Source organism: Vibrio sp. Makdt (assembly GCF_027587015.1).
Taxonomy (GTDB): domain Bacteria; phylum Pseudomonadota; class Gammaproteobacteria; order Enterobacterales; family Vibrionaceae; genus Vibrio; species Vibrio chagasii_B.
This window is the reverse complement of sequence record NZ_JAPPTH010000006.1, coordinates 179,642-196,328: the sequence shown is the minus strand read 5'-3', so window position 1 is coordinate 196,328 and position 16,687 is coordinate 179,642. Positions and strand designations below refer to the sequence as shown.

12 protein-coding genes, 1 tRNA gene and 1 pseudogene are annotated in these 16,687 nt (G+C 43.9%); 10 read left to right on the top strand and 4 right to left on the bottom strand.

Annotated elements, in window-relative coordinates:
- The 10 genes and pseudogenes from OH460_RS10070 to OH460_RS10025 all read left to right on the top strand — a co-directional run.
- Positions 1–684: a heavy metal response regulator transcription factor gene (locus tag OH460_RS10070; protein ID WP_269996974.1), complete on the top strand. Its 684-nt coding sequence runs from the start codon at positions 1–3 to the stop codon at positions 682–684.
- Positions 681–2,000 carry a heavy metal sensor histidine kinase gene (locus tag OH460_RS10065; RefSeq protein ID WP_269996973.1) on the top strand — a complete coding sequence of 440 codons (1,320 nt, stop codon included), beginning with the start codon at positions 681–683 and terminating at the stop codon, positions 1,998–2,000. Before OH460_RS10070 ends, OH460_RS10065 begins: the two co-directional genes overlap by 4 nt.
- 77 nt (positions 2,001–2,077) lie before the next feature.
- A complete protein-coding gene (locus OH460_RS10060; protein WP_250617721.1) occupies positions 2,078–2,488 on the top strand; it encodes a hypothetical protein in 411 nt (136 codons plus the stop codon).
- Between the two features lie 92 nt (positions 2,489–2,580).
- On the top strand, positions 2,581–3,972 hold the full coding sequence (locus OH460_RS10055; RefSeq protein ID WP_443088681.1) for a TolC family protein: 1,392 nt from the start codon (positions 2,581–2,583) through the stop codon (positions 3,970–3,972).
- A gap of 13 nt (positions 3,973–3,985) precedes the next feature.
- Positions 3,986–5,695, top strand: a complete 1,710-nt coding sequence (locus tag OH460_RS10050; RefSeq protein ID WP_248368448.1) for an efflux RND transporter periplasmic adaptor subunit — start codon at positions 3,986–3,988, stop codon at positions 5,693–5,695.
- Positions 5,695–8,820 (top strand): efflux RND transporter permease subunit, encoded by a 3,126-nt coding sequence (locus OH460_RS10045; protein ID WP_248368446.1) that lies wholly within the window; start codon positions 5,695–5,697, stop codon positions 8,818–8,820. Before OH460_RS10050 ends, OH460_RS10045 begins: the two co-directional genes overlap by 1 nt.
- Positions 8,821–8,887: 67 nt before the next feature.
- Entirely contained in the window at positions 8,888–9,442 is a 555-nt protein-coding gene (gene copI, locus OH460_RS10040; protein ID WP_182287720.1) for a copper-resistant cuproprotein CopI, read from the top strand.
- An 18-nt stretch (positions 9,443–9,460) separates the two neighbouring features.
- Positions 9,461–10,021 (top strand): hypothetical protein, encoded by a 561-nt coding sequence (locus OH460_RS10035; protein ID WP_248368445.1) that lies wholly within the window; start codon positions 9,461–9,463, stop codon positions 10,019–10,021.
- A 19-nt stretch (positions 10,022–10,040) separates the two neighbouring features.
- Positions 10,041–10,481 (top strand): DUF411 domain-containing protein, encoded by a 441-nt coding sequence (locus OH460_RS10030; RefSeq protein WP_237304580.1) that lies wholly within the window; start codon positions 10,041–10,043, stop codon positions 10,479–10,481.
- A 128-nt stretch (positions 10,482–10,609) separates the two neighbouring features.
- Positions 10,610–10,812 (top strand): annotated as a pseudogene (locus OH460_RS10025) (transposase); the annotation flags it as partial.
- Between the two features lie 435 nt (positions 10,813–11,247).
- Here the strand turns inward: OH460_RS10025 and OH460_RS10020 are convergent.
- From OH460_RS10020 to dnaG, 4 genes are all read right to left on the bottom strand, one after another.
- Positions 11,248–12,516, bottom strand: a complete 1,269-nt coding sequence (locus tag OH460_RS10020; RefSeq protein WP_269996972.1) for an O-acetylhomoserine aminocarboxypropyltransferase/cysteine synthase family protein — start codon at positions 12,514–12,516, stop codon at positions 11,248–11,250.
- Between the two features lie 214 nt (positions 12,517–12,730).
- Positions 12,731–12,806, bottom strand: a tRNA-Ile gene (locus OH460_RS10015).
- Positions 12,807–12,969: 163 nt separating this feature from the next.
- Complete coding sequence (gene rpoD, locus OH460_RS10010) at positions 12,970–14,814, bottom strand: RNA polymerase sigma factor RpoD (protein ID WP_008222514.1); 1,845 nt, start codon at positions 14,812–14,814, stop codon at positions 12,970–12,972.
- 99 nt (positions 14,815–14,913) lie between these two features.
- A complete protein-coding gene (gene dnaG, locus OH460_RS10005) occupies positions 14,914–16,665 on the bottom strand; it encodes a DNA primase (protein WP_061033564.1) in 1,752 nt (583 codons plus the stop codon).
- Positions 16,666–16,687 lie beyond the last annotated feature (22 nt).

Genomic DNA, 16,687 nt, shown 5'->3' with positions numbered 1-16,687 from the left:
ATGAAGTTACTCGTTGTAGAAGATGAAGAGAAAGCGGGAGCTTATCTTAAAAAGGGCTTAATTGAATCAGGCTACACTGTAGATCTATCTGCCGACGGTGTTGATGCTTTGTACTTAGCTACTACCAATGATTATGATCTGATAGTCTTAGACATTATGCTACCAAAGCTGAATGGGTGGCAGCTATTGCAGACGCTTCGCAGCAGTGAAATTTTTACACCTGTCATTATTCTATCCGCTAAAGATCAGGTGGAAGATAGAGTGAAAGGGCTTGAGTTGGGAGCGAATGATTACCTTGTCAAGCCGTTTGCCTTTGTCGAGTTACTTGCTAGAGTCAAAAATGCATTGCGTCATAAAACTACCACAGTTAAAACTGAGTCTGTTCTATGTATTGCTGATTTGAGCCTCGACTTGCTTAAACGAAAGGCGACTCGCAACAATGACACAATCCCTCTGACAGCTAAAGAATTTTCTTTGTTGGAGTATCTATTTGCAAAGAAAGGTCAAGTTGTCACTCGTACTCAGATAGCCTCCGCTGTTTGGGATATGAACTTTGATAGTGATACGAATGTTATTGATGCAGCAGTGAAAAGATTGAGGTCGAAAATCGACAAGCCCTATCAGAAAAAACTTATCCAGACCGTACGAGGTATGGGGTATAAGCTTGATGACGCCGTAGAATGAAAAAATTACTAAATCAATCAATCGCACGCAAACTGGTGTTTATGTTTGTCACAGCCTCTTTTGTGATTTTAGTCGTGTTTGCTTTAACGATCCAATACGCTATCAAGAACCACTTTAATGAGCAGGACTATAGGCACCTAGAAACAAAACTCCGCCCTTTGACAGGCACTGTTGAGCGTGATTTAGACTTGTTCCATTCTTGGGCTATTTCAGCTTGGATCTTAAACAACAAACAGGTGGTGAAAACAAATAATGAGACTATTGATTTTCCATCTGAGCTGATAGGCAGATCCTCATATGAATGGAGTGTAGGCAATAACCGTTTTCATGCTTTTAAGTTTGATTACCCTGAGATAAAAGGTGGTGAGATTGTTCTGGCAATGGATGTAACTCACCATAAGGTGTTTTTCGACAAGCTAAATACTATTCTATTTTGGACATTAGTTTTGACACTGAGTTTGTCAGGTGCTTACGCATTAATTATTGTTAGAAATGGATTACAGCCATTGAAACAGTTAAAAGAGTATATCGCGCAAGTGAACACGAGCAACCTCAGTATGCGTATACCAAGTGACTCACTTCCAAAGGAGTTAAGCAGCTTAGTTATTTCTCAAAATGAAATGTTAGAGAGGCTGCAAGAAGGCTACCTCAGGTTGAGTGAGTTTTCATCCGATATTGCTCATGAGTTAAGAACACCGTTGAACAATATCATGACTCAGACTCAAGTGGCACTTGGTACAGAGCGCTCCATTGAAGAGTACCAAGATATTTTAGTATCGAATATCGAAGAACTAGAACGATTCAATAAGACCATTTCGGATACGCTGTACCTAGCTAAATCAGAGAACAAACTTCTGTATAAGACCGAATCAGAGCTTGAGTTGAAAGAGGTTATCACGCCCTTACTTGAGTACTATGAGGTGTTGGCGGAAGAGAAAAACGTTCGATTTACCCTAGATGGTTCGTCGACTCTGTTCGGTGACAAAGATATGCTTCAACGAGCATTTGGTAATGTGTTGTCTAATGCGTTGAGGCACTGCTTTCATAATACGGATATATCGGTAGTAATCTCCGAATCAGAAATGAGCAACAAAGTGACAATCAGCAATGTTGGTGAGCCTATTCCTTTGAGCTCTTTGCCCTATATATTTGATCGGTTCTATCGCTCCGATAAATCGCGTGTCCATAACGGAAGTGTTGGTGCTGGATTAGGGCTTCCTATAGCTAAGGCTATTATGAAAGCACACAATGGGGATATCTTAGTTAATGCGAAGGATGAGCGAAGTGAGTTCGTCTTTATTTTCAATAACCTTTAGTTCTAACAAGTTTTAAATATCACTATTGCCCATCAGTTCTGATACTGTATTATGAATGCAAAGTGAAAAGGTACCACATGACAAACTCTTTGAGACAAACAAGTATTTTGATTATCAGCATCTTAGCGATGTTGATGTCGAGCTACGTCTCAAGTATGCCAATGATGGATATGAGTCCAATATCGACCTCTTCAGTTCAACCTTCTAATCATGACTCGATGGAAATGTCTGAGACTACAGCAAGCCATCATGCGATGATAGGCTGCCCATCGATGGAGATGACAAAGAGCGATAGTTCTATTCATTGCGGTAGCTCATCTACCTCTGGTGGTGACTGCTGTAAAAGCGTGTGTACTAGCGTATTTTTCCCACTCTCATCTTCTCGCTTAATCAGTACATCTGAATCTGATTTAGCCCTGCGTCACCCAATCAAAATAGGCGTTACAGTAACTCGTATTCAGAGCTTACTGCGTCCACCCTCTGTTTAATTCAACAATCATAACTATTTAGCTCTCAATTCTTTCTGCTGGAAGGCAGAGGTTGAGGTATGTCCATATCGTTTTATCGTGGATAAACAACAATGAGTATTGAATTAAACGGCTTCAGGGCATTTAAATCCCTGAGTCTTGGGGTTGCAATTGCACTTTATGCAATGCCTGCCCTGTCACATGCGGGGTCGAACGCGACTCCACAAACTATCGCGGCTTCGACGCAGCAGTTGAACGCCCTAATTGAAGCGGCTCTAGCAAATGATACGAGTCGCTCTCAATATGCTGCGCAGTCACAGGCGATGCGTGAAACGGGCGTTGCAAGCTCGACTCTCATGGATCCAAAACTTAAGGTGGGCTTTGGCGGTTTACCTGTGGATTCATTTAAGTTTGACGAAGATCCTATGACGAACATTTCTGTTGGATTAATGCAACAGTTTGAACGAGGTGCAACGTTAGATCTTAACCAACGTAAAGCGAATCAACAGGCCGATGGTATGGCGTATCAGGTTCAAGTTCGTGAACGTGAAGTGGCGAATAGTATTACTCAACTATGGTTGGAGCTGGGCTACCTTCAATACGCAGAAACGTTGATTGAATCTAATCAACGTCTCATGGTAGAGATGGAGCAGTATATTCAAACCAATTACTCAATTGGTAAGAGCGAAGCGCAAGATCTGCTTAACACCCAACTTCAAGTCAATAAGCTCGACGAAAAGCTGCAATCGAATCAACAAATGCAAAATCGAGCCGTAGCTCAGTTATCAGAATGGCTAGGCTCAGAGTGGTTAAATCATCGTTCCATTGATTCGAATCAGGCAGGCTATCAATTAGACTGGCCGCGTTTGAATACGCTTTTAGAGCAGCAAACCAGCAACACTCAGTACTACTCACTGCTTAACCAACATCCTATGGCGCAAATGGCTGACGCCAACATTTCTGCTAATCGCACCCAAGTTGAGGTTGCTGAACAATCTTATACACCACAATTTGGTGTCGAAGTGATGTATGCCTACCGTCAATCTGACAACATGAAAGGTGAACCAGCTTCAGATTTGCTGAGTGCCTATCTTACTATGGATATCCCTTTGTTCACTGATAACCGCCAAGATAAAAATGTAGCGGCCGCTCAATACCAAGTGGGCGCAGCGCAATATCAAAAAGATACGCTGCTCGCTCAAATGAACGCCCAAGTAAACGCATTAATGACGGACAGAATGAATCTCATTGAACGCATTCAGCGCTACCAAGAGCGCTTATTACCTCAGTCCAAAGCCCGCATTGAAGCGATAGAGCGCGGTTATCAGAACAATACTGCTCAGTTTGGTGATGTCATTACTGCATCAACCGATGAATTGGCTCTTCAAATGGAGCTTGCTCGCCTAATAACCGATATGAACCAGGTCAATAGCAAGTTATCCATGTTACTTGGTGGTTTCGAATATCAAGTTTCTGCGCCAAACACTCAGTACAAAGAACAATAATAAAGGAATCAAGATGAGTACATTTAAAGTTGCAAGCCTAGCGTTACTAATCGGCAGCGCATTGGGTTATGGAGCGAATATTTACCTTTCAGGCATGAACTATAACATGGTTGGAATGACAGTTTCTGAGTCTAAATCAAGTGATGAACCACTGTATTGGGTCGCACCGATGGACCCAAACTATCAGCGAGATAAACCGGGAAAGTCGCCTATGGGGATGGATCTTATTCCTGTGTATGCTGATGACCTCAATGGTAGTAACGACAAGCCTGGAACAGTAAAAATCGATCCTGCGGTTGAAAATAACCTCGGTGTAAAAACAGATACCGTAAAGCAAGAGGTCCTAGCACCACGCATCGAAACTGTCGGTTATGTCGCCTTTGATGAGAGTCAACTTTGGCAGACCAATGTTCGAGTATCGGGTTGGGTTGAAAAGCTTTATATCAATGCCGTTGGTGAAAAAGTGAATCAAGGTGACACGCTGTTCACTCTGTATTCCCCAGAGCTTGTAAAAGCACAAGAAGAACTGATCAGTGCCTATAAGACCCAACGTAAAGGAATGATACAAGGTGCTACCGATCGTTTGATCACTTTGGGGGTTGACCGCAATCAAATTAAATCCATCGCCCGTCGAGGTAAAGCGTCACAAACCATTGAAATTAAAGCACCGGCAGACGGCGTTATTGCAAGCCTCAATATTCGTGAAGGTGGCTACCTTTCTCCAGCTCAAGCGGTGATCAGCGCAGGTCCTTTGAATCAAGTATGGGTAGATGCAGAAGTCTTTGAACGTCAATCCCATTGGATTAAACAAGGCAGTCAAGCATCGATGACATTGGATGCCTTACCAGGTGGAGAATGGAATGGTGAAGTGGATTATGTCTATCCCATTCTTGACCCTAGCACGCGTACATTGCGTGTCCGCCTTCGATTCGATAACCCACAAGGTGAACTTAAGCCGAATATGTTCGCTAACGTCGCGCTAAAACCGGTATCAAGTGATGAAGTGTTAACCATTCCACGTTCCTCAGTCATCCGCTCTGGCGGTATGACTCGCGTGGTTCTGGCTGAGGGAGATGGAAAATATCGCTCTGCCAGAATTGAAGTTGGTCGTGAGTCCGCTGACAAGATTGAGGTCATAAAGGGAATGCAACGAGGAGATCGTGTTGTTACGTCCGCGCACTTCATGTTGGACTCTGAATCAAGTCAGTCTGCCGATCTATCCAGAATCAATGGTGTTGAGCCAACTGCTGAAACGGCGTGGGCAACCGGCGAAATTACAGACGTAATGGCTGGGCATAGAATGCTAACTATTAATCATAAACCTGTTCCTGAGTGGGACTGGCCAAGAATGACCATGAATTTTATGGTATCAGAGAACGTTGAAATGGACCAACTTTCAAAAGGTCAAACGATTGATTTTGAAATGCAAAAATCTGAATCGGGTCAATATGAAATCGTTGATTACAAAGTAAGTGAGCTGAGCATAAATACAGAAGTATGGATAGACGGTGATGTCTCTATGTTAATGGCGGACTTTGGTATGGTGACACTAAATCATGCCCCTGTGGCTGATTGGTCCTGGGATGCAGGTGAGCTCAACTTTTCAGTCGGTGGTGACTTTGAACTCTCAGGTTTTCAGGAGGGTGACAAAGTTCGGTTTCTAGTTGAGAAACAAGGATCCGATTATCTTCTCAAAGAGTTAGTTAAAAGTGAGGATAAGTAATGATAGGTGCCATTATTCGCTGGTCTATCAACAATCGCTTCTTAGTGTTGGTAGCCACTTTTGCCCTCGTATTTGGTGGGCTTTATAGCGTAAAAAACACTCCTGTAGATGCCTTACCTGATTTATCAGACGTACAAGTTATCATAAAAACAAGTTACCCGGGTCAGGCACCCCAAGTGGTGGAAGACCAAGTTACGTATCCTCTGACAACGGCGATGCTTGCGGTTCCTGGCGCTGAAACTGTTCGTGGATATTCGTTCTTTGGTGATTCCTATGTGTATATCATCTTCAATGACAAAACAGACATGTATTGGGCACGTTCGCGAGTGCTTGAATATTTAAGTCAAGTTGCGCCAAACCTTCCCCCAAGCGCTAAGCCAACCCTTGGTCCAGATGCGACAGGTGTGGGCTGGATTTATAATTATGTATTGCAAGATAAAACTGGAAAGCATGACCTTGCTGAACTGCGTAGCTTACAAGATTGGTTCTTGAAATATGAGCTGCAAACTGTTGATGGGGTGTCTGAGGTTGCAACTGTTGGCGGTATGGTTAAACAGTACCAAGTACAAATTGATCCAGCTAAATTACGCGCATATGACCTTACCTTACAACAAGTCAATATGGCTATTCAAAATGGTAACCAAGAAAGTGGCGCGTCTGTAGTAGAAGTTGCTGAAGCTGAGCACATGGTTCGAACCACTGGTTACTTGTCTAGTATTGATGACATTAAAGCGCTTCCACTCAAGGTAAGCAAAAAAGGAACCCCCCTATTATTAGGTGACGTTGCTGATATTGACCTCGGACCACAGATGAGACGAGGAATCTCTGAATTAAATGGAGAGGGCGAAGCCGTAGGTGGCGTAATTGTCATGCGTTTTGGAGAAAACGCGAGCGAAGTGATCAATAATGTTAAGGATAAGCTAAACGAGCTTCAGGGTAGCTTGCCTGATGGTGTTGAGATAGTGGCTACTTACGATCGTTCTACGTTAATCAATGCAGCGGTTGAGAACCTTTGGAAAAAGCTTGCAGAAGAGTTCATTGTTGTCGCTATTGTATGTGCGTTGTTCCTATTCCATATTCGGTCTTCGCTCGTTATCGCATTGAGTCTCCCTGTCGGTATTTTAGGAGCCTTTATTGTCATGCATTGGCAAGGTATCAACGCCAATATCATGTCGCTAGGAGGGATTGCAATCGCGATAGGTGCAATGGTAGACGGTGCTATCGTTATGATAGAAAACGTACATAAGCACATTGAACGGACTCCATTGACTGACAAAAACCGATGGCAAGTGATTGGTGATGCGGCGCAAGAGGTTGGTGCACCGCTGTTCTTCTCGCTACTGATCATCACGCTAAGTTTTGTTCCTGTATTCGCATTGGAAGGTCAAGAAGGCAAGATGTTCTCGCCACTCGCCTTTACTAAAACTTATGCAATGGCGGCAGCAGCCGGCCTTGCTATTACGTTAGTGCCGGTGCTCATGGGATATCTTGTTCGCGGTAAAATATTACCAGAGAACAAGAACCCTATTAATAAAGGTCTAATTGCCCTTTACAAGCCCTTACTGAATATTAGTCTCAAGCACCCGAAAAGCATGATTGTATTGGCTATTGCTCTTATGGGGTCTGCTTATTATCCAACAATGAAGCTCGGTAGTGAGTTCATTCCTCCTCTTGATGAGGGTGACTTGATGTATATGCCAACCACCTATCCAGGTATTTCTATTGGTAAAGCGCGAGAGTTGCTTCAGCAGACAAACAAGCTAATTAAGACGGTACCCGAAGTACAGACAACATGGGGTAAAGTCGGTCGTGCTGACACTGCGACAGACCCTGCTCCCTTAACTATGATTGAAACCGTTATTCAGCTTAAACCGCGTGATCAGTGGCGTGAGGGCGTGACAACTGAGTCACTACGAAAAGAGTTTGATGACTTGATTCAATTTCCTGGTTTAACTAACGCATGGGTGATGCCTATAAAGACGCGCATCGATATGTTGGCAACCGGTATCAAAACTCCAATTGGAATAAAAATAGCTGGAAGTGATTTAGCTGAAATTGAGAAAATAGGTGCTCAACTTGAACCTATCCTAAACAACATTACAGGCACTGCATCTGTATATGCAGAGCGTGTTGCTGGTGGTCGCTATGTGACTATTGATATCAATCGCAAAGCTGCAGCTCGCTACGCTCTTAGCATTAAGGAGATCCAACAAGTTGTTTCTACCGCAGTAGGTGGCATGAACATTGGTGAAACGATTGAAGGCCTCGAGCGTTACCCAATTAATGTTCGCTACCCTCAAGGCTATCGTGATTCAGTCGTTAAGCTACAGCAATTACCATTGGTTACCCCAAGTGGCGCTAGAATTGCTTTAGTTGATGTTGCCGATATTCGCTATGAAGATGGTCCACCAATGATTAAAACAGAGAATGCTCGTCCAAATGGTTGGGTGTTTGTTGATATTGATGGCAGAGACTTAGGCTCTTACGTTGAAGAGGCAAAGCAGGCGGTTGCAAAACAACTTGATATGCCAGCTGGCTATTCACTTGCTTGGTCAGGCCAATATGAGTACATGGAGCGAGCGAAAGAGCGCTTAGTTGTCGTGGTGCCTATTACGATTGCCATCATTATGCTTTTGCTTTACTTGAGTTTCCGCCGTATTGGTGAAGTGATGATCATCATGCTAACTCTACCGTTAGCCATGGTTGGGGGGCTGTGGTTGATGTATTACCTTGGCTACAATTTCTCTATCGCGGTGGGCGTTGGCTTTATTGCTTTGGCTGGGGTTGCCGTCGAGATCGGGGTCATCATGTTGGTGTATCTCAACCAAGCATGGCACTACACCAAACTGGATGCACAAGAACAGAGCAAATCACTGAATGTAGATGATTTGAGTAGCTCGATTCGAGAGGGAGCTGGATTACGTGTTCGTCCGGTAATGATGACGGTACTTACGGTGATCATCGGTCTTATCCCAATCATGTACGGTGAGGGCACTGGCTCTGAGGTAATGCAGCGTATCGCAGCACCGATGATTGGTGGCATGGCCTCAGCTCTGTTACTCACACTTCTTGTTCTTCCAGCGATTTTCAAGCTTTGGAAAACACGCGAACTGAAACACGACTAAACACACATTCGGGCTAAGAACGAACTTAGCCCGTAAACTTATTAATGAAATAGTAAGGAATATAACCATGAAAAAGACACTACTAGCCGTATTACTTTCAATGACAGCAGCGTCAGCTATGGCAGAGATGGATCATTCAAAGATGGACCACGGTTCTATGAACCGTGAGAGCATGGACCACAGTAATATGAATAATGGAGATATGGACCATTCAAAAATGGATCACTCTATGATGAATATGGAGGGAATGTTGGATGTTGGTATGCCAGCAACAGGTGCAAAGCCAGATAAAGTGGTCCATGTTGTGTTGGCAGATGACATGACAATCAAGTTCAAAAAAGAAGTACAAATTGAACCGAATGATGTAGTTCAATTTGTGGTTATGAATGCTGGCAAGATTGATCACGAGTTCACTATTGGTTCAGCGAAAGAGCAACTTGAACATCGAGAAATGATGAAGAAAATGCCTCATCATATGCATGATTCTGGGAATGCAGTTACAGTAAAACCGGGTAAAGCTAAGCAGTTGTTTTGGCACTTCCACGGGGATAGCAAGGTTGAATTTGCATGCAATATTCCAGGGCATGCAGAAGCAGGCATGATTAAAAAAGTGAGTTTATAGGCGCTATAAAGGAGTTTAATGATGTTAAAGCGCTCATTCATGCTAGCGGGTATGTTTAGTGTGAGCTTGCATACCTATGCTTCGGAAGGCTCAATTTCTGCCGGTGAGTCCACTTTTCGTACTGTAGGTGGATATGGATGTATTGCGTGTCATGGGCTATACGGTCAAGGGGGAGGTAACGTTGGTGGGAACATCAGAGGTCGCTCCTTAAATGATCTGAAATATAGCCTAGAGTATGAACAAACAATGAAGCTTTTAGGCGATGCACTAAGTGAACAGGATAAGATAAACCTAGCAGATTACATGGAGTATCTTGGAGCGTTTCAATTAGTGGATTGGATGTATGAAGGCACCAAAGGGGCGCTGCTTTCAGTCTCTATAGATAGCGGTGAGAAGAGTCAGTTGGTGGTACTAAATAAAACGTTTGAGTCGATGTCAATTGATCTCTCCCCTTTGGCTGGTAAACATTTAACACTGCGTGTAGAGCCGTATGAAACTCAGTACTTTGAGTGGCTTCCTGAAAAGGGAGTATATGAGCTGAGTTATGGCGATGAAGCCGTCAGTATTAACGTAAAATAGATTTTAGTTAGGTAACTTTATGAGTAAAAAATTGAGACTTATTGCACTTTCATCTTTGATTTTGAGTTTTAACGTCTTTGCTAAGCCTGTTATTGAGCTTTATAAATCGCCTACTTGTGGTTGCTGCAAGGAATGGGCTGCAATTATGGAGAAGAAAGGCTATGAAGTGAATGTTAACCATGCTCGTGATTGGAGTGATGTCAAACAAGAGTTTGGTATGCCTAATCAACTGATGTCCTGCCATACAGCTGTCATTGATGGCTATATGATTGAAGGGCATGTTCCTGAGTCTGATATCAAACGTTTGCTTGAGGAGAAACCTGAAAATATTTCAGGAATTGCCGCTCCTGGTATGCCGCAGCATTCGCCGGGAATGGCACGACCAGGGCAAGAGTATAACGGCTTTAATGTGGTGTCTTTTGACAAGACAGGTCACATGAAGCTGTACAATAAGTACTAAAAGTCGATTAAGCATTTTGGGCTCTTGAGGTAAGAGAGGAGCTCTTTTATTAGTCTCCTAGAAGGTTAAAACCACCGACTTTAGTCGGTCAGCTTTAGCTATGATACTTTACAGCTTTGCACATAGTTGAAGTTGGATTGAAAGCACGAGAGCTAATCAGGCAAGTATGTCAAATGTTTGAAATCGACATACTCAAAGGGGTCAGCAAAGATCACGTGCATCTTTTGGTATTAGCCACCGAACGGATCCAAGTGAAACAATGATCGAAGAATATCTAGAGCATCATTTTGAGCCGAAGGTCGAAGATAACTTTCGAACTGAAAACGACTAACAACGGGTCTTTGACCCGTATCCGGACTTTCAGTCCGCAATACTAACCCACCTACTTTAGTAGGTGGTTGTTAAGTTAATTAAAAGCAGCACTTACACTAACTGCAACGAGCCCCCATCATTCCGCTTTATCCAAAAGTTTGTTAAGCGAGACTCGGGTTGACCAACCACTAAATGATTAGAAAGGACTGTCTCTTGTAACGCTCAAAAAGTTTCAAACTTTACTGTCATAATTCTGTTGTACAGAAGGTTATTGATCAATTTAGTTTCAAACTTTATTGTCACTTTTTGTATCTAGAGCTACTTGGTATTAAACCTTACAGGAGAGAAAAGTTTCAAACTTTAATGTCCTTCGACAATACGAAAGCCCATCATCATGATGGGCTTTTTTATACCTGTTACTTTGTACACTTATCTTCTGGTGTTGCTATAAATCTCAAGCGTTAAGAGCTTGCTCTAGGTCAGCAAGGATATCTTCGATGTGCTCAATACCTACTGATAGGCGAATCATCTCTGGTGATACACCGGCTTGTTTCTGTTCAGCTTCGCTTAGCTGACGGTGCGTTGTCGACGCTGGGTGACAAGCAAGAGATTTTGCATCGCCAATGTTTACCAAGCGCTTAAAGATTTGTAGCGCGTCATAAAAGCGAACACCCGCTTTGTAACCATCCTTTAAGCCAAAAGATAAAATCGCCGATGGCTTACCTTGCATGTACTTTTCAGCAAGCGGGTAGAACTCTGAACTTGGTAGACCAGCGTAACTTACCCAGCTGACTTTATCATGTTGGCTGAGATACTCCGCCACTTTCAATGCGTTCTCTGTATGTCGCTCCATACGTAGCGACAGCGTCTCCAAGCCTTGCATCAACATAAAGGCATTCATTGGTGACAAAGCTGCGCCTGTATTGCGTAGTGGAACCGTTCTAGCGCGACCAATAAATGCAGCCTCACCAAAGGCTTCGGTATAAACCACACCGTGATAAGAGGGCTCAGGTTGATTAAATACTGGGAAGCGATCTTTGTGTTGTGCCCATGGGAATTTACCTGAATCGACAATCACACCACCCAAGGTTGTACCGTGACCACCCACGTACTTTGTTAGTGAATGGACTACAATGTCAGCACCAAACTCAATGGGTTTACACAGCACTGGAGTCGCGACGGTATTATCGACAATCACAGGGACACCTTGCGCGTGGGCAAGTTCGGCGACACGCTCTAGGTTGATGATATTACCCGCAGGGTTACCGATACTCTCACAGTAAACCGCTTTGGTTTTTTCATCGATAAGCTCTGCTAGGCTCTCCGGTTTATCGTCTTTAGCAAAACGAACTTCAATTCCTTGGTTTGGCAGCATGTGAGCAAACAAGGTGTAAGTGCCACCGTAAAGCTGAGGTGTTGAGACAATGTTGTCACCGATTTGTGCCAATGTCTGAATCGCGTAGTTGATTGCCGCGCTGCCTGCACTCACTACCAAACCTGCAATACCACCTTCTAACGCCGCCATACGTTTCTCCAACACATCGTTGGTTGGGTTCATAATGCGGGTGTAGATATTGCCAGGTACGGCTAGGTTGAACAGATCAGCACCATGCTGAGCATCGTCAAATTCATAGGCAACGGTTTGGTAGATAGGAGTAGCAACGGATTTAGTGGTTGGATCGGTTTCGTATCCGAAGTGAATCGAGAGTGTTTCGTCTTTCATGTTTCTTCCCTGAACTATTGAGCGATTTATGTACACTCATATTGCCGATTTTTTTATAAAAGAAAAGTAAGCTTAGTCACAGAGAGGCAAATGGCATTGTGTACTGTGGAGTTCACTCATTCAGGGATGTATTGATACGAGTAGGGCATAAAGAATAGCGAGCTTAGAAAAGCAAAAAGCCAGAACAGCATAAACTGTTCTGGCTTTTCTAATTTGGTGGCCCCTCCCAGATTTGAACTGGGGACCGAACGATTATGAGTCGTGCGCTCTAACCACTGAGCTAAGGGGCCGTAGGGCATAGATTATAGGGGAAGCATTCAGTGGTGTCTAGACACTATAAGGGGCAATTCCGCTTACATCTTAGCCACTTAAATCACACAGCTACAAAAAAGGTGAGCCATAGCTCACCTTTTGTTAATTATGCTTAAAAGCTAATCACATCAATGTGTGTGATTACTCGTCTAGGAAGCTGCGCAGAGTTTCTGAACGGCTTGGGTGACGAAGTTTACGTAGTGCTTTTGCTTCGATCTGACGGATACGCTCACGAGTTACGTCGAACTGCTTACCAACCTCTTCTAGAGTGTGGTCCGTGTTCATGTCGATACCGAAACGCATACGCAGTACTTTCGCTTCACGAGGTGTTAGGCCAGCAAGAACGTCTTTAGTTGCACCGCGTAGGCTGGTTGCCGTTGCAGAGTCTAGAGGTAGTTCTAGCGTTGTATCCTCGATGAAATCACCTAGATGCGAATCTTCGTCGTCACCGATTGGTGTCTCCATTGAGATAGGCTCTTTAGCGATTTTCAGTACTTTACGGATCTTGTCTTCAGGCATTTGCATGCGCTCAGCCAGCTCTTCCGGAAGTGGTTCACGACCCATCTCTTGTAGCATTTGACGAGAGATACGGTTTAGTTTGTTGATCGTTTCGATCATGTGAACCGGAATACGGATAGTACGAGCTTGGTCGGCAATTGAACGAGTGATTGCTTGACGGATCCACCATGTAGCGTAAGTTGAGAACTTGTAACCACGACGGTATTCAAACTTATCAACCGCTTTCATCAGACCGATGTTACCTTCTTGGATTAGATCCAAGAATTGTAGACCACGGTTTGTGTACTTCTTAGCAATCGAGATTACTAGACGTAAGTTCGCTTCAACCATCTCTTTCTTCGCACGACGAGCTTTCGCTTCACCGATAGACATACGACGGCTGATGTCTTTAATGCTTTGAACAGTCAGAGAGGTCTCTTTCTCGATCATATCCAGTTTTTGGATTGAGCGACGGATATCGTTCTCGTGACGTTTGATCTTTTCTGCGTATGGTTTGTCAGAAGCAAGTACTTCATCTAACCATGCTTCGCTAGATTCGTTGCCAGTAAATAGAGCAATGAAAGATTTCTTCGGCATTTTGCCGTACTCAACCGTTTGACGCATGATTAGGCGTTCTTGAGTACGTACACGATCCATAGAGTTGCGCAGTTCGTTTACTAGGTAATCAAACTGTTTTGGTGTTAGACGGAACTCTTTGAATACGTCTTGCATCATTGTCGTTGCAAGCATTGCTTTCGGGCTTTCATGGCCGTACTCGTTGATCGCTAGCTGACGGTTTTGGTAGCTAGTACGAAGCGCTGTGAATTTCTCAAGAGCAAGCTCAGGATCGATACCTGTATCTTCTTCTTCCTCTTCTTCATCGTCATCAACGTCTTCTGCGTCTTCGTCATCCAGATCTGTTTCAGCAAGTTCTGAACCGATGTGAGTCGCTGTTGGTGCAGCTGTGCCATCGTCATCTGGGTCAACAAAGCCATTAATTAGGTCTGTTAAGCGAATCTCTTCTGCTTGTACGCGGTCAAACTGTTCCAAGATGTATGGAATAGTACCTGGGTACTCAGCAACAGATAGCTGAACTGTATTGATACCATCTTCAATACGCTTAGCAATGTCGATTTCGCCTTCACGAGTCAGTAGCTCAACCGTACCCATTTCACGCATGTACATGCGAACTGGGTCAGTAGTACGGCCAATCTCGCTTTCTACGCTTGAAAGCGCAGCAGCTGCAGCTTCGGCTGCGTCTTCATCTATATTGGCATCGTCATCATTAAGCGCTAGATCATCAGCATCAGGTGCAGTTTCAACTACTTTGATGCCCATGTCGTTAATCATTTGAATGATGTCTTCTACCTGTTCAGAATCCACGATTTCTGCAGGTAGGTGGTCGTTTACTTCGGCGTAGGTCAGATAGCCTTGTTCCTTGCCTTTAATAACAAGTAATTTGAGCTGTGACTGCGGATTTTGATCCATAGATGATATCCAACTTCAGGTCTGGTGAAGGACGTTGCATTCTCAAATGCAAACCAATTATGTTAACAAATTTATTAAATGCTGACTAATCAAACAGGGTTACGCTTTTAGATCTAGCATTAAAGCTAGTAGCTCCCTTTTTTCTTCGGCTGATAAACCGACACTTCTTGCTTTGGCCTGCAGGTTTTCAATTTGTTTTTCAACGCACTGGGCAAGTATTTTGTCCAATGAGTCTAAAAATATGTCTTCTTGATTGTCTTCGTCGAGGGGGATTTCCCAGCTCGCGAGACGAGACAGAAGAGCCTCATGTTTATTATCTCGCCAGTGCTCTAATAACTGGCCGGTGTTGATATGGGGATGCGCGTGGCATTTATCAAGTACTTCAACGAATAAACTTAGTCCAGGCAACGGTAAGCCTTTGACACTTGATAAATCCGGTACCATATCAGCATAGCTCGGATTTTGGATAAGCAAAGCGATAACTTCACGCATTGGAGTTCGCTTGAGCTCTTTGTGCGGCTGAGGTGTCGGGTTTTGTGTATGAACACGAGCACGTCTCAGTTGGTTATCAAATCCAGTTCGCTCATCCAGTAATTTTTCGAGCAGTTCTTGGAAATAGCTGTCAGGAATTTTATTAATCAAGGCGCTTGCGTGCGCACGCAGTGCCGATTTTCCTTCGGTTGTTCCCAAGTTCAGTTTGTGTATTTCTATCAGGTTGTCGAACAAATAGGTCGACAGCGGGGTCGCATTTTGGACTAGTTGCTCAAAAGCGGCCTTACCGTGTTCTCTTATATAGCTATCTGGGTCTTCACCATCGGGCAAGAACAGAAACTTGAGTGTATTACCTGTTTTCAGGTACTCAAGTGCATTTTCTAGAGCGCGCCATGCTGCCTCTTTACCCGCTCGGTCACCATCGTAACAACAAACCACAGTGCTGGTTTGTCTAAACAGCATTTGAATGTGGTCGCCAGTTGTTGAGGTGCCTAGTGATGCCACCGAGTAATCTACACCATACTGCGCAAGAGCCACGACATCCATGTAGCCTTCAACCACAAGGACTTGAGGCGGTTCACGGTATGCCTGTAATACTTCATAAAGGCCATATAGCTCTTTGCCTTTATGGAAGATAGGTGTCTCTGGTGAGTTTAGGTATTTTGGTGTGCCATCTTCTAAGACACGTCCACCAAAACCAATCACACGACCACGACGATCGCGAATCGGGAACATAACACGACCACGGAATCGGTCGTATCGATTACCCTTATCGTTTTCTATCAACATGCCGCCTGTTACCAGCATGTCTTGAGCTTCTTTTTGTTGGCCAAAGTTCTTACGAACTAAGTCCCACTCATCGGCCACATAACCAATGCCAAACTTCTGAACAATCTCGCCCGATAAACCACGATTTTTTAGGTACTCAATCGCAGGCTTATTGGCTGCTATTTTTAGCTGTGAGCGATAGAACTGGCTAATGCCGCCCATCAAATCATAGAGGTTACGTTTTTGTTCAGTGTTGGCTCTTGGTGCGGTAGAAATCTCACCGCTACGTTGTTCTCTTGGAACATCGAGCCCTAAGAAGGAGGCGAGCTCTTCAATAGCTTCAACGAATTCGAGGCGCTCGAACTCCATAATGAAGTCGATGGCATTGCCGTGTACGCCGCAACCAAAACAGTGATAAAACTGTTTCTCTTGGCTTACGCTAAAAGAGGGCGTCTTTTCGTTGTGGAATGGGCAACAAGCACCGTAGTTTTTGCCTTTTTTCTTAAGTTTCACGCGTGCGTCTACAATGTCGACAATGTCGAGACGCGCTAGGAGATCATCGATGAAACTACGCGGGATGTGTCCTGCCATAAAACCTTAGAAAAATGCACTA